Annotated in this window: 19 protein-coding genes and 2 pseudogenes; 10 read left to right on the forward strand and 11 right to left on the reverse strand. The window is 67.3% G+C overall.

The window, feature by feature from the left end; all coding sequences use genetic code 11:
* Position 1: 1 nt before the first annotated feature.
* A complete protein-coding gene (locus PGN37_RS02405; protein ID WP_335329426.1) occupies positions 2-868 on the forward strand; it encodes a polyphosphate kinase 2 family protein in 867 nt (288 codons plus the stop codon).
* 78 nt (positions 869-946) lie between these two features.
* Here the strand turns inward: PGN37_RS02405 and PGN37_RS02410 are convergent, their stop codons facing one another.
* The 4 genes from PGN37_RS02410 to PGN37_RS02425 all read right to left on the reverse strand — a co-directional run bounded on the left by PGN37_RS02410 (position 947) and on the right by PGN37_RS02425 (position 5,161).
* Entirely contained in the window at positions 947-1,807 is an 861-nt protein-coding gene (locus PGN37_RS02410; protein ID WP_335329427.1) for a hypothetical protein, read from the reverse strand.
* A 101-nt stretch (positions 1,808-1,908) separates the two neighbouring features.
* Complete coding sequence (locus tag PGN37_RS02415) at positions 1,909-2,799, reverse strand: 3-hydroxybutyryl-CoA dehydrogenase (RefSeq protein ID WP_442932830.1); 891 nt, start codon at positions 2,797-2,799, stop codon at positions 1,909-1,911.
* 36 nt (positions 2,800-2,835) lie between these two features.
* Entirely contained in the window at positions 2,836-4,128 is a 1,293-nt protein-coding gene (gene aceA / locus PGN37_RS02420; RefSeq protein WP_046365109.1) for an isocitrate lyase, read from the reverse strand.
* Positions 4,129-4,366: 238 nt separating this feature from the next.
* Positions 4,367-5,161: an acyl-ACP thioesterase domain-containing protein gene (locus PGN37_RS02425; RefSeq protein ID WP_442932831.1), complete on the reverse strand. Its 795-nt coding sequence runs from the start codon at positions 5,159-5,161 to the stop codon at positions 4,367-4,369.
* An 81-nt stretch (positions 5,162-5,242) separates the two neighbouring features.
* Between PGN37_RS02425 and ramB the strand changes: the two genes are divergently transcribed.
* Together ramB and PGN37_RS02435 are read left to right on the forward strand one after the other, a co-directional pair.
* Entirely contained in the window at positions 5,243-6,685 is a 1,443-nt protein-coding gene (gene ramB, locus PGN37_RS02430; RefSeq protein ID WP_335329429.1) for an acetate metabolism transcriptional regulator RamB, read from the forward strand.
* A complete protein-coding gene (locus PGN37_RS02435; protein ID WP_335329430.1) occupies positions 6,682-7,221 on the forward strand; it encodes a carboxymuconolactone decarboxylase family protein in 540 nt (179 codons plus the stop codon). The genes ramB and PGN37_RS02435 overlap by 4 nt, the downstream gene beginning before the upstream one ends.
* On the opposite strand, the gene PGN37_RS02440 is transcribed toward PGN37_RS02435, so the two are convergent.
* Positions 7,218-7,883 carry a TetR/AcrR family transcriptional regulator gene (locus PGN37_RS02440; RefSeq protein WP_335329431.1) on the reverse strand — a complete coding sequence of 222 codons (666 nt, stop codon included), beginning with the start codon at positions 7,881-7,883 and terminating at the stop codon, positions 7,218-7,220. The genes PGN37_RS02435 and PGN37_RS02440 overlap by 4 nt on opposite strands.
* Positions 7,884-7,966: 83 nt before the next feature.
* Here PGN37_RS02440 and PGN37_RS02445 point away from each other — a divergent pair.
* Together PGN37_RS02445 and PGN37_RS02450 are read left to right on the forward strand one after the other, a co-directional pair.
* Positions 7,967-8,404: pseudogene (locus tag PGN37_RS02445) on the forward strand (FAD-dependent oxidoreductase); the annotation flags it as partial.
* Between the two features lie 118 nt (positions 8,405-8,522).
* Positions 8,523-9,074 (forward strand): FAD-dependent oxidoreductase, encoded by a 552-nt coding sequence (locus PGN37_RS02450; protein ID WP_335329432.1) that lies wholly within the window; start codon positions 8,523-8,525, stop codon positions 9,072-9,074.
* Here PGN37_RS02450 and PGN37_RS02455 read toward each other — a convergent pair.
* From PGN37_RS02455 to PGN37_RS02480, 6 genes and pseudogenes are all read right to left on the reverse strand, one after another.
* Positions 9,063-10,157 carry a GGDEF domain-containing protein gene (locus PGN37_RS02455; RefSeq protein ID WP_335329433.1) on the reverse strand — a complete coding sequence of 365 codons (1,095 nt, stop codon included), beginning with the start codon at positions 10,155-10,157 and terminating at the stop codon, positions 9,063-9,065. The two genes, PGN37_RS02450 and PGN37_RS02455, sit on opposite strands and share 12 nt — an antisense overlap.
* An 18-nt stretch (positions 10,158-10,175) precedes the next feature.
* Positions 10,176-10,455: pseudogene (locus PGN37_RS02460) on the reverse strand (hypothetical protein).
* Positions 10,456-11,850, reverse strand: coding sequence for a dihydrolipoyl dehydrogenase (gene lpdA / locus PGN37_RS02465; protein ID WP_335329434.1), 1,395 nt, complete (start codon positions 11,848-11,850; stop codon positions 10,456-10,458).
* Between the two features lie 11 nt (positions 11,851-11,861).
* Positions 11,862-12,155 carry a hypothetical protein gene (locus PGN37_RS02470; RefSeq protein ID WP_335329435.1) on the reverse strand — a complete coding sequence of 98 codons (294 nt, stop codon included), beginning with the start codon at positions 12,153-12,155 and terminating at the stop codon, positions 11,862-11,864.
* The gene (locus tag PGN37_RS02475; protein ID WP_335329436.1) at positions 12,148-12,426 is read right to left on the reverse strand and encodes a putative holin; all 279 of its coding nucleotides are present in this window, start codon (positions 12,424-12,426) and stop codon (positions 12,148-12,150) included. The genes PGN37_RS02470 and PGN37_RS02475 overlap by 8 nt, the downstream gene beginning before the upstream one ends.
* A 36-nt stretch (positions 12,427-12,462) precedes the next feature.
* Complete coding sequence (locus PGN37_RS02480; RefSeq protein ID WP_335329437.1) at positions 12,463-13,413, reverse strand: LysR family transcriptional regulator; 951 nt, start codon at positions 13,411-13,413, stop codon at positions 12,463-12,465.
* A gap of 69 nt (positions 13,414-13,482) precedes the next feature.
* On the opposite strand from PGN37_RS02480, the gene PGN37_RS02485 reads away from it, so the two are divergent.
* The 5 genes from PGN37_RS02485 to PGN37_RS02505 are packed head-to-tail and all read left to right on the forward strand — an operon-like array spanning position 13,483 to position 19,568.
* Positions 13,483-15,009: an APC family permease gene (locus PGN37_RS02485; protein ID WP_335329438.1), complete on the forward strand. Its 1,527-nt coding sequence runs from the start codon at positions 13,483-13,485 to the stop codon at positions 15,007-15,009.
* Positions 15,006-15,641 carry a cyclase family protein gene (locus PGN37_RS02490; protein WP_335329439.1) on the forward strand — a complete coding sequence of 212 codons (636 nt, stop codon included), beginning with the start codon at positions 15,006-15,008 and terminating at the stop codon, positions 15,639-15,641. Before PGN37_RS02485 ends, PGN37_RS02490 begins: the two co-directional genes overlap by 4 nt.
* Complete coding sequence (locus tag PGN37_RS02495; RefSeq protein WP_335329440.1) at positions 15,638-16,642, forward strand: aldo/keto reductase; 1,005 nt, start codon at positions 15,638-15,640, stop codon at positions 16,640-16,642. Before PGN37_RS02490 ends, PGN37_RS02495 begins: the two co-directional genes overlap by 4 nt.
* Positions 16,639-18,546 (forward strand): aldehyde ferredoxin oxidoreductase C-terminal domain-containing protein, encoded by a 1,908-nt coding sequence (locus PGN37_RS02500; protein WP_335329441.1) that lies wholly within the window; start codon positions 16,639-16,641, stop codon positions 18,544-18,546. The genes PGN37_RS02495 and PGN37_RS02500 overlap by 4 nt, the downstream gene beginning before the upstream one ends.
* Positions 18,531-19,568, forward strand: a complete 1,038-nt coding sequence (locus PGN37_RS02505) for a threonine aldolase family protein (RefSeq protein ID WP_335329442.1) — start codon at positions 18,531-18,533, stop codon at positions 19,566-19,568. The genes PGN37_RS02500 and PGN37_RS02505 overlap by 16 nt, the downstream gene beginning before the upstream one ends.
* The last annotated feature ends 276 nt before the right edge of the window (positions 19,569-19,844 follow it).

Genomic DNA, 19,844 nt, shown 5'->3' on the forward strand with positions numbered 1-19,844 from the left:
GGTGAGCGAGCCCTTGGATCTCCCGTCGCTGTGGTCGCACGAACCGCATTCCCTGTTGAGGTTCTCCGCCGGGGACCGGGTCGCCGACATCGACGCCGAAGCCACGCCGGGATTCCGCGGCCGCAAAGCCGATGCGCCGACGCTTCAGGAAGAGCGCAACGTCCGGTTCGCCGAGCTGCAGGAGATGCTCTACGCCAACAGCCGCTCGGGTGACACGAGATCGGTGCTGCTGGTACTGCAGGGCATGGACACCGCAGGCAAGGGCGGGATCGTCAAACATGTTGTGGGCGGCTGCAATCCGCAGGGCGTGCAGTACCGCAGCTTCGGCAAGCCGACCGCCGAGGAGCTGTCACACCACTACCTGTGGCGCATCCGCAACGCGCTGCCGACGGCCGGCCACATCGGGGTCTTCGACCGCTCCCACTACGAGGACGTGCTGATCGTGCGCGTGCACAACCTGGTACCGCCGGATGTGTGGGAGCCCCGCTACGACGAGATCAACGCGTTCGAGCGCGAGCTGGTGGACAACGGGACCACGGTGGTGAAGGTCGCGATGTTCGTCTCGCTCGACGAGCAGAAGAAGCGGCTGGCCGAACGCCTCGAGCGGCCGGACAAATACTGGAAGTACAACCCCGCCGACATCGACGAGCGGTTGAAATGGCCGGCCTACCAGGAGGCCTACCAGGCGATGCTGGAGCGGACGTCGACCGACTACGCGCCCTGGCATGTGGTGCCCTGCAACAAGAAGTGGTACAGCCGGCTGGCGATCACCGAGCTGATGATCGAGGCGCTCAAGCGGCTCAACATGTCCTGGCCGCCGCCGGACTTCGACGTGGCGGCGGAGAAGAAGCGGCTGGCGCAGGCCTGAGGGTTCGGCTTCTGGCGCCGAGTGCACGGTCTCTGACGAGGCTTCTCGCACTTCTCGTCACAAACCGTGCATTCGGCGTCAGCACCCCGGCCAGCCGCGTCGGATGAGGGCCGCCCGGGCGCGCAACCAGATGTCGTCAGGCGCGAAGCGCAGATGCCGCGCGCTGACGCGCACGATGATCCAGCCCTGCTCGGCCAGGAAGTCGAGCCGGTTGATGTCCTCGGCGTGCGCTGTCGCATCGGTCCAATGCTGCTCACCGTCGTATTCGACGCCCACCCGATAGTCCGGCCAGCCCATGTCGATGCGCCGAACCACACGACCTGCGGCATTGCGGATCGGTATCTGAGTCTGAGGTACAGGTGCACCAGCCTGTATGAGGATGAGACGGACCCGCGTCTCCTGCGGGGACTCGGCGCCACCGTCGACGAGTGCGAGGGCATGCCGCAGGCGGCGGATTCCGCGTGCGCCAGCGTGACGGGACGCGACGACGGCCACGTCGTCGACCGGAGCTCGGGTCGCGTTGAGAAGCGCGTCGATGCGAATCACCCCCTCATCGCCGGGGATTCGACGGCCGATGTCGAAGATCGTGCGCGCCACGGTCGTGCAGTCGATGCTCTGCACCAGACAGACTTCGTCGTCGAGGAGGCTCTCCTGGTGGATCGCGATGCCCGGTGGGCTTCCGCATCGCACGCGGGTGAGCTCGGCCGGCTGATCGCTTGGTATCCAACGGGAGCCGTGCATCGCCGCGGCCGACAGACCCGCAAGCGTCCCGCGGCGGCCAGACCATAGCCAGGCTGCGTAGGCGCGGTCCTGCGGCGTCAGCGCCATCCGTGTTGGTGCGTAGACGTTGTGGTGCAGCTTGGAGTATCTGCGCCGCAGATCCTGACGCGTGACCGTGCCGGCAGCGAGTGCTTCCGAGCCCACGATGATGTCCCCCACACCGTGTTAGGCGCGCGGGAACCCTGTTCGGTTCCCGAGTGCACCCATTGTGATGACAAGTGTGGGAGAACTCGTCAGAAAGCGTGCACTCGGCGAACTGCTCAGTACGTGTAGAAGCCCTGGCCCGTCTTCTTGCCCAGCTGCCCGGCCTCGACCATCCGCTGCAGCAGCGGCGGCGGCGCGTAATGCGCGTCCTTGTACTCGTCGTACATCGAGTCCGCGATCAGCTTCATGGTGTCCAGGCCGATCAGGTCCGAGAGCCGCAGCGGACCCATCGGGTGCGAGAGCCCCGCGACGACGGCGGTGTCGATGTCCTCGACGCTCGCCACTCCGGCTTCGGCCATCCGAATCGCCGACAGCAGATACGGCACCAGCAGGGCGTTGACGATGAAGCCCGAGCGGTCGCCGCAGCGAACCACCTTCTTGCCCAGCGTCTCCCCGGCGAACGTTTCGACCCGCGCGATCGCCTCATTGGACGTCACCAGCGTGTTGATCACCTCGACCAGCGGCAGCACCGGCACCGGGTTGAAGAAGTGCAGACCCAACACACGGCTCGGATTCTTGGTCGCCGCAGCGATTTTCATGATCGGGATGCTGGAGGTGTTCGACGCGAGGACGGCTTCGGGGTCGGTGACGATCTCGTCGAGCTGAGCGAAGACCTTGGCCTTGACGGCCTCGTTCTCGACGATCGCCTCGATCACCAGCTGGCGGTCGGCCAGGTCGGCGAGGTCGCTGGTGTAGACGAGCCGCGCCTGCGTGATCTCGAAATCATCGGCCGCCAGCTTGCCCTTGGCCTTGGCCCGTTCCAGCGACGCGGTGATACGGGCCCGGCCGGCTTCCACCAGCTCCGCGGACGGTTCGTAGACGACGACATGCGCCCCGCCCTTGGCGCACACCTCGGCGATACCGCCGCCCATCTGCCCGGCGCCGACGACGCCGACTCGTTCGATGCTCACACGATCTCCTTCACAGCGATCAGGCCCCGGCCGCATGACACGGACGGGGCCTGACGCTATCAACAGTGACTCTTAGTGGAACTGGCCCTCTTCGGTCGAGCCCGCGAGTGCGGTGGTCGACGAGGTCGGGTCCACGGTGGTGGCGATCCGGTCGAAGTAGCCGGCGCCGACCTCGCGCTGGTGCTTCGTGGCGGTGTAGCCGCGCTCTTCGGCGGCGAACTCGCGCTCCTGCAGCTCGACGTAGGCGCTCATCTGGTTGCGGGCGTAGCCGTAGGCCAGATCGAACATCGAGTAGTTGAGGGCGTGGAAGCCGGCGAGGGTGATGAACTGGAACTTGAAGCCCATCGCGCCCAGCTCGCGCTGGAACTTGGCGATCGTGTCGTCGTCGAGGTGCTGCTTCCAGTTGAACGACGGCGAGCAGTTGTAGGCCAGCATCTGGTCCGGGAACTCGCTCTTGACGCCCTCGGCGAACTTCTTGGCCAGCTCCAGGTCCGGGGTGCCGGTCTCCATCCAGATGAGGTCGGAGTACGGCGCGTAGGCCTTGGCGCGGGCGATGCAGGGCTCGAGACCGTTCTTGACGCGGTAGAAGCCCTCGGCGGTGCGGTCACCGGTGATGAAGGGCTGGTCGCGCTCGTCGACGTCGGAGGTGATGAGCGTCGCGGCCTCGGCATCGGTACGGGCGATGACGACGGTCGGGACGTCGGCGACGTCGGCCGCGAGGCGGGCCGAGGTCAGCGTGCGGATGTGCTGCTGGGTGGGGATCAGCACCTTGCCACCGAGGTGGCCGCACTTCTTCTCCGAGGCCAGCTGGTCCTCCCAGTGCGATCCGGCGACACCGGCGGCAATCATCGCCTTCTGCAGCTCGTAGACGTTCAGCGCGCCACCGAAGCCGGCTTCGCCGTCGGCGACGATCGGGGCCAGCCAGTTCTCGACCGAGGTGTCACCCTCGACCTTGGCGATCTCGTCGGCGCGCAGCAGCGCGTTGTTGATGCGGCGGATGACCTGCGGCACCGAGTTGGCCGGGTACAGGCTCTGGTCGGGGTAGGTGTGACCGGAGAGGTTCGCGTCACCGGCGACCTGCCACCCGGACAGGTAGATGGCCTTCAGGCCGGCGCGCACCTGCTGCACGGCCATGTTGCCGGTCAGGGCGCCTAGCGAGTTCACGAAGTCCATCTCGTGCAGCTGCTCCCACAGCACCTCGGCGCCACGGCGGGCGAGCGTCGCCTCTTCGACGACGGTGCCCTGCAGGGCGACGACGTCCTTGGGCGTGTAGGTGCGGGTGATGCCCTTCCAGCGGGGGTTGTGGTCCCAGTCGTGCTGGATCTGTTCGGGGGACTTCGGCGTGCCCACGGTCGACTTGGTCATGAGGTGACCCACTCCTTCAAACGGTTGTTAACGTTCCAGCGTCTTCACCGGACTGCTAAGACGAGGATGCATCACGGCATAACCGCAGGTCCACCACTTTCGGTTGTAAACTTTCGCCAACGCGGGAGCGGATATTGCGAAGGTTGCGAAGATGTCTAACGCCTGAACCGGTTCAGAAGTTACCGGCGGGTAAACGATTGTCGCAGGTCAGTACGCTCGTACTGTTTGGTGAAGCGATTCAGAGTGGGAAGATCGCGGCGACCGCTTTGACGTCATCGCCGACCGCATATGTGAGCGTTGTAACACTGCGATCGGTGAGCTCCGCGCCGAACATCTCGGTCGATCCGGCCGGATACGTGTGCTGCAGGATCTCCAGCTTGTCGCCGAGCGCGACCGGCAGATCGTGTTCGATGGTCACCCGCAACGGCACCCGCATCAGCTCGGGGTGGGAGTGCAGATAGTCCTCCACGACCGACCAGTACACGGAGTTGTTCATGTGGTCGAAGATGTCGATGTCGCTGACCCGGACCGGATAGTCGCGGACGAGCTCGGCGTCCTCGCGCGACCCTGCCTTCAGGTAGGCCTTCCATCGCAGCCGGCCCTCGCTGGTGGTGCGTCGCAGCCCCTCGATGAAGTCGTCGGCGATCCGCGCGGGCCCCTGGGTCTCCCGGTTGATGTTGATCCAGAACGCCTCGGATTCGACGAGACCGCCCTTACGTCCTTCGATGCGCACCCGCATCTCACACCAGCGGTTCGAGGTGCCCGAGCACCAGCGGCGCAGCCGCAGGATGTCCTTGAACACGACCGGCTCGATCATGTCGATCATGGTGCGGCGCACGATCCATAGCGGATGGGTCTCCTCGTAACCCATCTCGCGTAGCTGATCGGTGCCGATGTCCTGGATGTGCCGGGTCGCCGCATCGAACTTCAGCCGGCCTTCACGATCGACGTCGGCAACGCGCAGCGGCCACTCGATGTCGAACACATCCGGATGCCCGTCGGGCACCGGCATCATCGTCTTGGCCAAGCTCACGACACCTGATGATGCCACACAGGTGGGGCATGCGAATTCTGCGAATACGGGATTAGCAAGGGGCGGCTACGCTGGTTCGACGTGGCCAAGACATACGTCGGAGCACGGGTGCGCCAGCTGCGCAGCGAGCGCGGATTCAGTCAGGCGGCGCTGGCTCAGATGCTCGACATCTCCCCCAGCTATCTGAACCAGATCGAGCACGACGTGCGGCCGCTGACGGTGGCGGTGCTGCTGCGCATCACCGAGGTGTTCGGCGTCGACGCCACGTTCTTCGCCTCCCAGGACGACACCCGCCTGATCGCCGAGCTGCGCGAAGTCCTGATGGACCGTGATCTCGACGTCGACGTGGGCGCCACCGAAGTGGCCGAGATGGTGGGCGCGCATCCTGATCTCGCGCGCGCGATGGTGAACCTGCACCGTCGTTACCAGTTGACGACGACCCAGCTGGCCGCGGCCACCGAGGGCCGGTTCAACGTCGCCACCGTGAACCCCGGGGAAAGTGGCACCGGATCGATCTCGATGCCGCACGAGGAGGTGCGCGACTACTTCTACCAGCGGCAGAACTACCTCCACGAGCTCGACACCGCCGCCGAGGAGCTGACGGCGGGGATGCGGGTGCAGCGCGGCGAGCTGGCCGGTGACCTGTCCGACCGGCTGCGCTTCGTCCACGGGGTGCGCATCATCCGTCGCCAGGACCTCGGCGAAGGGGTACTGCACCGCTTCGATCCCGCGACCAAGACGCTGGAGATCGGCGCCCACCTCTCGATGGGACAGCGCGTGTTCCGGATGGCCGCCGAACTCGCCTATCTCGAATACGGGGATCTGATCGACAAGCTGACCGACGAGGGCCATTTCACCAGCGATGAATCCCGCAGGCTCGCCCGCCTCGGCCTGGCCAACTACTTCGCCGCCGCGACGGTGCTGCCCTACGCCCAGTTCCACGACGTCGCCGAGAGCTTCCGCTACGACGTCGAGAGACTGTCTGCCTACTACTCGACGAGTTACGAGACGATCTGCCACCGGCTGTCCACGCTGCAGCGGCCGTCGATGCGCGGCGTGCCGTTCTCGTTCGTCCGGGTCGATCGCGCGGGCAACATGTCGAAACGCCAGTCCGCCACAGGTTTTCACTTCTCGTCCAGCGGCGGAACCTGCCCGCTGTGGAACGTCTACGAGACGTTCGCCTACCCCGGCAAGATCAGTGTGCAGATCGCGGAGATGCCTGACGGCAGGGCTTACATGTGGGTGGCGCGCACGGTGGAGCGGCGTGCCTCGCGCTATGGTCAGCCGGGTAAAACGTTCGCGATCGGCCTGGGCTGCGAACTACGGCACGCGCATCGGCTGGTCTACTCGGAAGGGCTCGACCTCAGTGGTGACCCCAAGGTTTCAGCGACGCCCATCGGCGCCGGATGCCGCGTCTGCGAGAGGGACAACTGCCCTCAGCGGGCTTTCCCCGCGCTCGGCCGCGCACTCGACATCGACGAACACCGCTCGACGGTGTCCCCGTACCTGGTGAGGCAGTCATGAGCACTGAACGCATCGCACCCGGCGGCTTCAAGGAGCTCGGCCCCGTCAACTGGGCGATCGCCAAGGTCGGCGCCCGCGGCATCCGCCGGCCCCGGTTCAGCCTGATGAACGTACTGGGCCGGCACCGCACGCTGTTCCTGGTGTGGCTGCCACTCTCGGGGTATCTGCTGGGCGCCGGGAAGCTCTCGCGGCGCGACGCCGAGTTCGTGATCCTGCGCGTGGGGCATCTGCGCGACTGCGAGTACGAGCTCCAGCAGCATCGCCGGCTGGCGCGCTCCCGCGGCGTGGACGCGGCGACGCAGGCCGCGATCTTCGCCGGACCCGACTCCGACGGGTTGACCGAGCGGGAGCGCACCCTGCTCACCGCCACCGACGAGTTCGTCGTCACGCGCGGTGTATCCCCGCAGACGTGGCAGGCGCTGGCCCGCCACTACTCACCCGCTCAGCTCATCGAATTCTGTTTGCTCACAGCGCAATACGACGGACTCGCAGCCACGATCACCACACTGCAGGTGCCGCTGGACTTCCCGGACTAGCGGTCCGGCGGCGTGAGGCCTGCGAGCAGGATGTCGATGCCGGCGAGGAACTGCTCGCGGTCGTCGTGGTCACGCAGCTGCGCGGCCATCCGATGCACGATCGGATACCGCTGGGCGTCGTACTGACGCCACCGCGCCGCGACATCGTCGAGTAGTGCGGCACGGTCGGCGCCGGGCGGGCGTAGACGAGCGTTGGCGGCGTTCTGCCCCGCGACGCCGAGGATGAAGTTCACCAGTGTCGAGCCCGCACAGAACAGCGCGTCATCGACCACGCCGAGGGCGGTGAGGCGCCGGCCCACCCGTTCGAAGATCTCGACCATCGCGGGCTGCCAGGGGTGGCGCACCAGGTGCGCGCCCGCCCAGGGATGAGCGTCGACGGCGTCGAAGATGGCGAGCGCGACGGCGCGGATCGCGACGTCCGGTGCGTCGGCGGGCTCGTCGTCGGGCAAGGCACGGAAGACGACGTGCTCGGTCACGGCGCTGAGGAGGGCGTCTTTGTCGGCGACGTGCCAGTAGATGGCGCCGGCGCCGGTCGCGAGTCGAGCGGCGAGTGCTCGGAAGGTGAGCGCGGATTCCCCGTCGACGTCGAGGATCTCGACGGCGGCGGCCACGATGCGGTCGGTTGACAGAGCGTCGTGTCGACGGGACGTGCGCGGAGGCATGAACCATCTTGACATTTCTGGAACAACGTTCCAAGCTTTCCTCACACCTTTGGAACACTGTTCCAGGACGGAGTGGGGACACCATGGACACCTCCATCACGATCATCGGCGCGGGCGTCGGCGGCCTCACGCTCGCCCGCGTGCTGCACGTGCACGGCATCACCGCCAAGGTGTACGAAGCCGATCCGTCGCCCCAGAGCCGCACACAGGGCGGCCAGCTCGACCTGCACCCGGGCACCGGCCAGTTCGCTCTCGAGGTGGCCGGCCTGTCGCAGGAGTTCCGCTCGATCATCCATGAGGGCGCGCAGGCGACGAGGGTGGTGGATCGCGACGGATCGGTGCTGTTCGAGCAGGACGACGACGGCGCAGGCGGTCGACCCGAGGTGCTGCGCGGAGACCTGCGACGCATCCTGCTCGACTCACTGCCCGAGCAAACCGTGCGGTGGGGACACAAGGTGGCCCGTGTCCAGGCGCGCGGGGACGGCCGCCACGATGTGGTGTTCACCAACGGAAAGCAGATCAGCACAACACTTCTCGTGGGTGCCGACGGCGCGTGGTCGAAAGTTCGGCCGCTGCTGTCCGACGCAACGCCGAGGTATTCGGGCACCATGTTCGTCGAGACCTACCTGCACGACGTCGATGCCCGCCACCCCCGCCGCGGCGGCGCTGGTGGGGTCGGGCGCGATGTACGCGGTGGCACCCGGGCGGGGCATGATCGCCCACCGGGAGGCCGGCGGCGTGCTGCACGTCTACGTCGCGCTGCAGCGACCGGTCGACTGGTTCGACACAGAGCGGCTGAGCGCCCGAGTCGCCGCCGAATTCGACGGCTGGGCAACGCCTTTGCGTGCGCTGATCACCGACACCGACACCGCGCCCATCACCCGCCCCATCTATGCGCTCCCCGACGACCACCACTGGCCGCCATCGCCCGGGGTGACGCTGCTCGGTGACGCGGCGCATCTGACCGTTCCGGGCGGAGAGGGCGCGAACTCCGCCATGTACGACGCCGCCGTACTCGGCATGGCACTGGCCGAACACCCGAGCGACGTCGCCGCGACCGTCGAGACCTACGAAGCCGAGATGTTCGCGCGCAGTGAAGAATCCGCGCGGGAGTCATGGGCGACCCTGGACATCTTCTTCGACGCCGAGGCGCCCCGGGGGCTGGTGGAGTTCTTCACCTCAGCGGCGTAGCGCTGAGACCGTCGCAGCGATCGCGACCCGGTCTCCGCCGCCCGCCTTGGCCTCGTACATCGCGGCGTCCGCGGCGCAGATCACGTCGCTCAAGTCGGCACCCGATGCGCTGGCGGCGACTCCGATGCTCGCCGTCACGGTCGGCTTGGCGGGTGCCGCCACCGCCGCACGAACCCGCTCGGCCACGCTGCCGGCCTGAGCTGTCGGTATCCGGTCCACCACCAGGAACTCCTCCCCGCCCCACCGGACCACCACGGCGTCGCTGCGCACGCTCTGGCGGATTCTGCGGGCGGTGCGGATCAGCACCTCGTCGCCCACGGCGTGACCGAGGGTGTCGTTGACCGCCTTGAATCCGTCGACGTCGATCAGCAACGCACACAGGTCGGCGCTGGCCGGAGCGCGCTCGTTCAGGCGCTTCATCGACACCAACAATCCGCGCCGGTTGGTGAGCTCCGTCAGCGGATCGGTCAGCGACTGCTTGGAACTGCCCTGCAGCAACCAGAAACCGAACTGCAGCGCGGGCAGGATGCACGCGGTCACCACCAACGCGATGAAAGCTCGCGACACCGCCACCTGCAGCCCGCCGACCGGGGTTTCCGCCGCCAGCCACACCGCGACCCCACCGACGGCCAGCACACACCAGCCGATGTGGGCCAGGTGCAGTCGCGGGCCGTGGAAGAACACCACGTACGCGCCGGCGCACAACAGCAGGGGCATGCCCGACATCGCCAGATTCGGATCCCCGAACAGCATCGCCGACAACGTGATCAGCACATCGACGTAGATCAGCAGGGCAGTCGATTCACGCAGGGGCGGCCACGGCCACAGCGCCCACCGCACCGCCCACACCAGGGATCCGAGGGAGACCGCGGCCCAACCCACCCGCACCAGCGCGCTGTCGGCCATCGGCGGCGCGATCGCGTTGATGGCGCCGAGCACGCCCATCAATGCGCCGATGCCGGCGATCAGGTAGCGCAGGATCGGCAGCATGCCGCGGCTGCGCAGGAATTCGATGCGCCAGTCGTAGTCATCGCGTTGATGCCACCACTGGCGCAGCAAAGCCCTGCCGACACCGTCCCCCATCGGCACATCATGGCACCGCTACAAGTACGTCACTCCCAAGACAGCCAAAGACAACAGCACCGGTGAGACCGGCAGCGCCCAGCAGAACACCGCCCACGCCTCGTCTTTCGGCGACTTCTTCTGCCAGCGGCGCCAGCCCAGGTACCCCCGCAACGACTGCGACGAGGAACGACACCGCGGAGACGACGAGCACCCACACCGGGATGTCGGTCGATGCGATGGCCGCGGAGATTCCGGCCAGCCACAGGATGTGGCCGACCACCAACCCGCCGATCCCGGCGACCCAGATCGCCCTCAATTAGAAGTTGATCATGTGGCCGACCAGGCCGTGGAAGCACTCTTGCAGCGCCTCGGACAGGGTCGGGTGGGTGTGCACGTTGCGGGCCAGCTCGTTGGCCGTGAGATCCCATTTCTGCGCCAGGGTGAGCTCGGGCAGCAGCTCGGAGACATCGGGGCCGATCAGGTGGCCGCCGAGCAGCTCGCCGTACTTCTTGTCGGCGATCAGCTTCACGAAACCAGTCGGATCGGCCAGGCCGTGGGCCTTGCCGTTGGCTGTGAACGGGAACTTCGCGACGACGATGTCATGGCCTTCGTCCTTGGCCTGCTGCTCGGTCAGCCCGAAGCTGGCGACCTGCGGCTGACAGAACGTCGCGCGCGGCATCATCCGGTAGTCACCCAGGGCCAGCGTCTCGGCACCGGCGATGGTCTCGGCGGCGACGACGCCCATCGCCTCCGCCACGTGGGCGAGCTGGAGCTTGCCGGTGACGTCGCCGATCGCGTAGATGTGCGGCTTGTTGGTCCGCATGTAGTCGTCGATGCCGATGCCGCCGCGGTCGGTCAGCTCGACGCCGGCCTTCTTCAGGTCGTAGCCGTCGACGTTCGGGACGAAGCCGATGGCCTGCATGACCTTGTCGGTCTTGATCTCGTCCTCTTTGCCGTCTTTGCTGATCTTGACGGTCACCGCTGAACCGTCGTCGTCGATCGACTCGACCTTGGTGCCGGTGAGGATCTTGACGCCGAGCTTCTTGTACTGCTTCTCGATCTCCTTGGAGACCTCGGCGTCCTCGTTGGGAAGGGCACGCGGCAGGAACTCGACGATCGTGACGTCGACGCCGTAGTTCTTCATCACGTACGCGAATTCCATGCCGATCGCGCCGGCGCCGGCGATGACGATCGAGCCGGGCAGATCGCGCTCCATGATCTGCTCTTCGTAGGTGATGACGTTCTTGGAGAGCTTGGTTCCCGGGACGAGCTTGGTGTGCGCGCCGGTCGCGATGATCGCGTTGTCGAACGTGACGGTCTCGGTGTCGCCCTCGTTCAGGTCGACGACGATCGTGTGGTCGTCGGTGAACTTTCCGTACCCGTGGATCTCGGTGATCTTGTTCTTCTTCATCAGGAAGTGCACACCGGCGACGCGGCCGTCGGCGACCTTGCGGCTGCGGTCGAACGCCGCGCCGTAGTCGAAGCTCACGTCACCGCTGATGCCGAACGTCTTGGCTTCCTTGGTGAACATGTGGGCCAGCTCCGCGTTGCGCAGCAGCGCCTTGGACGGGATGCACCCGACGTTGAGGCAGACGCCGCCCCAGTACTTGGGTTCGACGATGGCAGTGTTCAGCCCGAGCTGGGCGGCGCGAATGGCGGCCACGTACCCGCCGGGGCCGGCTCCGAGAACGACGACGTCATAGTGGGTCACGCCTTACCACCCTAGTGGCCGCGCAGCAGCACAGCACCCATGGCTGCGGCCAACGGCGCCGACATGAACGCGATGGCCAGCGCGGTGACCGCCGGGCGGTCCTGCACCAGTGCCGCGAGGAGGCTCACGACGATGCTGGCGACCAGGTAGACCAACACCGCGAACACCGGGACGGCCTTGTCCGGCGACTGGGCCCACCAGTGGTAGAGGCCCGCTCCGGCCGCACCTGCGACTGCCCACACCGCGACCGTGACCAGCGCGAACTTCCAGCGGTTCACATGGTCGGCGACGAGCGGCTCAGACACCGGCGGCCACCTGCACCGCGGTCAGCGCGCCGAGGCAGCCAGGTCCGATCGCGACGACAAGCGCCCCGACGGCAGTGGTCCAGCGACGGCCGGACACCAGGATCGTCAGCGTGCCGAGGAGGCTGGGGATGCCGACCGCGAGTGCGATGACGGTGGCGGGCTTCAGCGTGGTGGTGACCTCGCCCGCGATCAGCAGCGCGCCCGTCACGCCGAGGGCGACGCCCAGCATCATGACTGCGGCGAGCACCGACGCGCGAGGCAGCGGGATCACGTCTGCGACGGTAACGCCGGCGGGTCGCGGTGGGGGTCAGGCGCGCGGGGCTCCGCCGAACGCTTCCCGCCCCGCAGCGGCGATCCGGGCCAGCACGGCATCGCCGTGGGCAGTCCGGAACCCCGACCGTGTCACGGTCAGCACGTCGCGGAACGGATACGGCGTCGCCGTGTCGTTGTCGACAAGCGCCAGCCGGTGCCGGTTGTGCGGCGCGTTGATCACCGATGCAGGCAGCATCCCGACCGCCATGTCGCTGACGATCAGCTCGACGGCGGCGAGGTAGTCACGCGTCACGTGGCTGACGCGGGGGGCGAAGCCGACTTCCGCGGCCCACCGGATGAGCTGCTGGCGGTCGACGTCTCGCGGGGACCCCGCGACCCAGTCGGCATCGAGGCACTCCGTCAGGGCTCGCGGGCTCACAGCGGCGGTCACCGCCAGCAGCGGTTCGCGGCCGACGAGCCGGGCATTGAGGTTGTCGCCCGACGGAGGTTGCTGTTCGGCGAGATAGCGGTGAGCTATCAGGATGTCGAGCTCACCGGTATCGATCAGCATGACGCCCTCGGCCGGTTCTGTCTCGACCGTGTCGACCCGAGCGGTGGGATCGGTCTCGCGCAGAGAAGCCAACGCGGCGGGCAGCAGAAAGCTCAGTGCGGTGCCGTAGGCGCCGATCCGCAGGACGACCCCATCGCCACGAGAGATACCGCGCGCGACGTCGCCGAATGTGGCTGCGGCCGAGAGCATGTCATCGGCCGCGGCCGCCAGCGCGCGGCCGGCGGCTGTGAGGACGATGCGGCTGCCGGGTTTGCGGGTGAACAGCAGCACACCGCCGAGCCGGTGCTCGAGCGTCGTGATGTGTTGGGACACCGCCGACGGCACGTACCCGAGCTCCTCGGCCGCCCGGGTGATGGAGCCCAGCCGCGCCACCTTGGCAAAGCTGGCCAGCAGCCGGGGGTCAGAGAGTTCAAGTTTGGTGAAGAATTGCTTCACGAATCATCATGCTAGTTGGTGAGCGCCCTTGCCGCCGTGTCCCTAACGTCTGTCGCAATCGAGCACCGGATGACCGGGCATGCGAACGAGGAAGGGCAGACCCCGATGAACACCGAACCGCGCACTGTTGAACAGGCCGATGACGTCGCGGCAGGCGGACTGCGGCGAAACTCCATGACCTGGGTCGGGGCGGCCCTGCTCGGCGCGATCATCATGTCGCCCGCCAGCGGTCTCTACTTCAACTTCACCCCGACCGAAGCCACCGCCGGCAGCGTTGTTCCGCTGATTTTCCTCATTGCCATCGTCGTCACCCTGCCCACGGCGCTGTCCTACGCCGCCCTCTCACGTTCGCTGCCGAGCGCCGGCAGCGCCTACACCTGGGTGCGCCAGGCCATGGGGCCGGGCGCCGGGGTGTTCGCAGGCTGGATTCTCAATGGCTTCTATTTGCTCGCCCAGATCGTGCTGCCCGGTATCGGCGCGCTGTTCTTCAACGACATCCTCAACCAGGTCGGCATCCCCACCGGCTATCTCACCTGGGCAATCGGAGTAATGCTGATGACCGTGGTGGTAGCCGCGATCAACTTCCGAGGCATCGACCTCAGCCTCAAAGGAACCGTCATCTTCATGGTTCTCGAGTCCGTCGTCGTCTTCGCCCTGATGGCGACCATCTTCATCGTCCAGTCCCGCAACGGTTCGTTCACCGCCGCCGACGTCGGACAGACCTTCACCCCGTCGGCCGCGCTCGGGGGCACCGCCTCGATCTTCGCCGCCCTGGTCTTCGGCATCCAGGCCAACGTCGGCTTCGACGCGGTCTCGACGCTGGCCGAGGAGACGCACACACCGCGCAAGTACATCCCGATCGCGACCGTGGTGGCCGTGTTGGCTGTCGGCGCCTTCTGGGTCATCACGGCCATCGGATTCGTCGCCGCCTTCCCGGTCGAACAGGTCGCCGCGGTGGCCGCCGACGGCGGCACGCCGGTGTCGGCGATGGCGCACCAGTTCTGGGGCGGCGCCGGGCAACTGCTCATCTCGATCATCGCCTTCACTTCGATCACGGCGATCTACCTCGCGCAAAACGTCGCGAGCAGCCGCGCGCTCTACGCCATGGGGCGCGCCGGCACCGCCCCGGCGTTCCTCGCGCGCCTCAAGCCGGGTGCCCGGGTACCAGGCAACGCGATGACGCTCGGGCTCGTGGTGACCGTGCTCGTGACGCTGCTGCTCGGCGCCCTCTTGGGTACTGCGAGCCAGTACAACTGGTCGGCCACCATGTCCTCATCGCTGGCACTGCTGACCTATCTCGCCGTCAACATCGCGAACATCGCCTATCACGCCCGCAACCGCGCAACGAAGTTCCACGTCTTCATGCACGGCGTGGTCCCGGTCGTCGGCATCGCCGTCGTGTGCTTCGTGATCTACAAGTCCTATCTCGCGTCGCTGTGGAACGCGGGCTGGACGTTCGGCCGCAGCGTCCAGATCGCGGTCCTGATCTGGCTGCTGCTCGGCGTGTGCTGGGTGATGTTCGTCCGTCGCACACGCCCCGACGTCATGCGCCCGGATGCCGACGCGTTCATCGCCCCGGAGGCCGCAGGCCGATGAGCGGGTACATCGATCTGAGCATGCCGATCTCCTCGGCGATGCCGACCAACGAACCCGATCACTTCCCGCCGCGGATCACGCCCTACGCCGACATCGCCTCCCACGGCTGGGCCGGCAGCACCATCACGATCGACTCACACTGCGGCACGCACGTCGACGCACCGTCGCACTTCGTGGCCGGGGAGATCGGCGTCGACGAGATCCCGCTCGACACTCTCGTCGGAACCGCGCAGAGGATAGACGTGCAAGGGCCCGTCGTGAGCGCCGAGCAGGTGGCCGGCACACAGGCCGCCCGCATCGTCGTCCACACCGGATGCAGCGAGCACAGCGACCAACCCTCCTACATCACCGACTACACCCACCTCGACGTCGGCGCCGCCCACCAATTGGTGCGCAACGGGGTGCGCCTCGTCGGCATCGACAGTCCATCGGTGGACGCGCCCGGAGTCGACGCCGTGCACCAGATCCTGCTGGGCCACGGCGTGATCATCGTCGAGAATCTCGCCAACACCGCGGCTCTGCCCGACGTGTTCGAGCTGATCGTCAGCCCGCTGCGCATAGTCGGAGGTGATGGCAGTCCCGCCCGGGTGGTTGCCATCGCTTACTCGCCTGGACCCGGACCGACACCGTGAAAGCCACCGACACAGTCGGCGTTCGCGACGTCACCCTCACCCGCCTTGGGCTCGGGACTGCACCGCTGGGTGGACTGTTCCGACCGGTCCGCGACGCGGACGCAGCCGCGACGATCGAGGCGGCGTGGGATCTCGGGCTGCGGCTGTTCGACACCGCCCCCCTGTACGGCTACGGCCGCGCGGAGCAGCGTCTCGGCAGCACGCTGCGCGCCCGGCCAAGGGCCGAGTTCGTCGTCGCGACCAAGGTCGGCCGGCTGCTACGTGAACCGTCGCCCGGCGCCGCGTGGGAGTTCGACACCACCCAGGAGCACGCGGGTCAACCGTTCTACAAGGACACCGGGTCGGCCGTGCCGGTCTTCGATTTCTCCTACGACGGTGCGCTGCGGTCGCTGGAGGAGAGCCTGACCCGGCTCGGCCTCGATCGCGTGGACATCGTCCACGTCCACGACCCCGAACAGCATGTGCAGCAGGCGGTCGACGGTGCCTACCGGGCGCTGCTGCGGCTGCGCGACGAAGGGGTGATCGGGGCGGTCGGGCTCGGAATCGACTACGCGGAACCGGCGGTCGAGATCCTGCGGGCCGTCGACCTGGACTGCGTCCTGATCGCCGGACGGTGGACGTTGCTCGACCAGGCTGCGGGCCAGGAGCTGCTTCCGCTGGCCGCCGAGCGCGGCGTCGCGGTGATCGCGGCCGGGGTCTACAACAGCGGAGTGCTCGCGAACCCCGGTGCGGTGACCGCCACCTACGACTACGTGCCCAGCCCGCACGACGTTGTCGTACGGGCGAGCACAATCGCCCGGGTCTGCGCACGCCACGGCGTCCCCCTGCGTGCTGCTGCCCTGCAGTTCCCGTTCCGCCACTCCGCGGTGGCCGCCGTGCTCACCGGTGCCCGCACCGCGGCGGAGATCAGCGAGAACGTCGATCTTTTCGACAGCCCGTTGCCCGAGGAACTTTGGACGGACCTGGCCGCAGAATGCGGTATCGGACTCCTCTCGCCGTGACCACTCCGCCCACCGGCCACTCCGGCCGCGTGCTTCACCTCGACCTCGGCGCCGGCCGCAGCCACGTCGAGGAACCGACTGCACAGGAGTGGCGGCGCTACCCGGGTGCCGGCCTCCTCGGCGTACGGCGGCTGCTGACCGACACTTCCGCGGGCCTGGATCCCTTCGCACCGGCGGCCATGCTCATGCTGATGTCGGGCGTGATCGCCGGCCACCGTGCTGTCAGCCTGCCCACCTTCGCCGTCGTCGGTAAATCACCGCTGACCGGTGGTGTCGGCGAAGCCCGTGGGCGAGGTCCGTTCGGCCCTGCGCTCAAGGCATCGGGCTGCGACGGCGTGATCGTGACCGGCCGCGCCGCCGCGCCGTGCTATGCGGTGATCGATGGCGGACAGCTGCGCCTCGAGGACGGCGCTGATCTCTGGGGCCTCGAGACTCATTGCGCCACGGACGTTCTCAAAGCACGTCACGGTGATGGCGCCGCTGTCGCGGTCATCGGCCCCGCGGGCGAGAACCTTGTGCGGTACGCAGGGATCATCACCGAGTTCACCCATGCAGCAGCGCGGATGGGGCTCGGCGCGGTGATGGGAGCCAAGAATCTCAAGGCCATCGTCGTTGTTCCGAACGCCGTACCCGCGGTACACGACGACGCGACGCTGCAACGTCTCACCGCGCTTTACCGCGACCACATCGGCGCAAACCCGCTGACCGCCGCGCAGGCATCGCCGACTGGTTTCGGCGGCTGGTTCCTCGACCCGGACCTGACCGGCTACGCCGGCGTCGGAAACTTCCAGACCGCCGCGATGCCGTCCGTGCCGGTGGAGTCCACGCAGCTGCTCGCCGATCGTCGACGAGACGGCGCCGGAGCGTGTCCGGGGTGTCCGAACGACTGCATCACGACCTACGACAACGGGATCGACCCCCGGCTCGGCGGCCTCGACGAGGAGAATCTGGCGGCATTCGTCCTCGGCTGCGGCGTCACCGATGTGGGCGATGCGCTCGATCTCGTCGCACGATGCCACGCCGTTGGCCTGGACCCCGTGTCGTTCGCCGCGGTGTGGGCCTACCTCGCCGAGATCGACAGCTCGAAGCGGCCGCCTGCGGCCATGATCGACGACGTCACCGGGCGTCACGGAGACGACTGGACTCTCGGCGAAGGGGTGCGTCTACTCGCCGAGGCGAGGGGCCGACCCGAGAGTGCAATGCACGTCAAAGGACTCGAGTTCTGCCGGTACGACCCACGGGTGTCAGCCGGCCAGGCGCTCGCCTACGCGGTGAGCCCCGTGGGGCCGCGCTACGAGATCGTCGAGCATGACCTCGACTTCGACCCCGATATCGGTCCGCCGCACGGACTGGCACAGATGCGAACACTGGGCGTCGACGAGTGGGCCGACATGACGAACCTCGACGCGGCACGAGTGGCGCGCACGGCCGTTCTGCTGGATCTGTGGAGCGGTCTTGACGCGCTCGGGGTGTGCCTGTTCGCGGGGCCACCGATGCGGCTGCTCACCCAGGCGCGGGTCGCCGAGATCGTGCGGGCGGTCACCGGATGGCTGACCAGCGATCACGAGATCATGCTGTGGGGCAGGCGCCGCTGGAACCTGATGCGGCTGTACAACTTTCGCGAAGGCATAGGTCCCGAGCAGGACACGTTGCCCGCGCGGTTCTTCACCGAGGCCGTCGACAGCGGACGGCACGCCGGTGCGGTTCTCGACCGCGACGACTTCTCCGACGCGCTGGCGCAGTATTACGCGCTGGCCGGCTGGGATGCCGAGGGCGTCCCGACCTCGATCACCCTGACCTCCCTGGGCCTGCAGTGGGCCGATCCCCGTCCGACCCGATCGAAAGTGAGTCCGACATCGCTTCCCCCGACACTGTCCTCGATGACGCCATGCGCTACCACCTAGCGTCCGACAACTGGGCGCCGGCGCTGCCGGCCGTGCTCGAAGCGGTGGTGGCCGCCAACACCGGCGACGAGATGAGCTACGGCCGCGACCGGTACACGTCTCGGCTTCAAGACATCGTCCGTGACGAGTTCGGCGATCGGACTGTCGCCTACCCGGTCTTCAACGGTACAGGCGCCAATGTGGTTGCGCTGCAGTCGATGCAGCCGACCTGGGGCGGGGTGATCTGCGCACACACGGCACACATCAACACCGACGAGGGCGGGGCACCGGAACGGGTGGCGGGCCTGAAGATGCTGCAGGCCAACAGCATCGACGGCAAGCTGACCGTGGATCACGTCAGGGCACTGGCGAACAACTTCGGGATCGTCCACCACGCGCAACCGTCGGTGGTATCGCTGACGCAGAGCACCGAGCTCGGCACGCTGTACACCCCCGAAGAGATCGCTGCCGTCGCCGAGGTGGCGCACAGCTATGGCATGGGTGTGCATCTCGACGGTGCGCGCCTGACCAATGCCGCAGCGGCGCTGGACGTGCCGCTGCGCGCGCTGGCGACCGATGTCGGTGTCGACGTGATCTCGCTGGGCGGCACCAAGAGCGGGTTGATGTTCGGCGAGCTGGTCGTGGTGCTGGAGCCTGATCGGGTGACGGGCATCGAGTACATCCGCAAGTACACGATGCAGCTGGCGTCCAAAGCGCGGTACATCTCGGCGCAATTCATCGCATTGTTGGACGGTGAGCTGTGGCGCCACGGTGCGCGGCACGCGAACGAGCAGGCGACGCTGCTGCGTTCGCTGGTGGAGGACATCCCGGGCCTGACACTCACCCAGCCCACGCAGGCCAACGCGGTGTTCGCCATCCTGCCGCCGGGCGTCGAGGACGAGGTGCGGGCCATCGCTGACTTCCAGACCTGGAATCCGGCAACCGGAGAGGTTCGGTGGATGTGCTCGCACGAGACCACCGACGACGTGGTCTACGGCTTCGCGAAAGAGTTGCGCGAGATCGTCGCGTCCGCGTCGGCGTAGTCGACCCAGACCGCCTAGCGCTGCGGCACCGGGCAGGCGTCGACGGCCTCGGCGCATTTGGCGCAATTAGCCGACTAGGTTCGCCTCTAGAATTGGCCGAATGGGAGCGGTTTCGGTCGACACAGATGAACTAATTCTTGCTGCCACAGAGGCTGAGAGCCTCGCACAAGGGCTGACGTTTCCAGCCCCTTCGCCGGCCGGACCAAACAAGTGGCAGCCGACCGCAGCAGCAGTCACTACCGTTGAATGTTCAATACAGTTGGTTTCGACTCACCT

The organism is Mycobacterium kyogaense, from assembly GCF_036946525.1.
Lineage (GTDB): Bacteria > Actinomycetota > Actinomycetes > Mycobacteriales > Mycobacteriaceae > Mycobacterium > Mycobacterium kyogaense_A.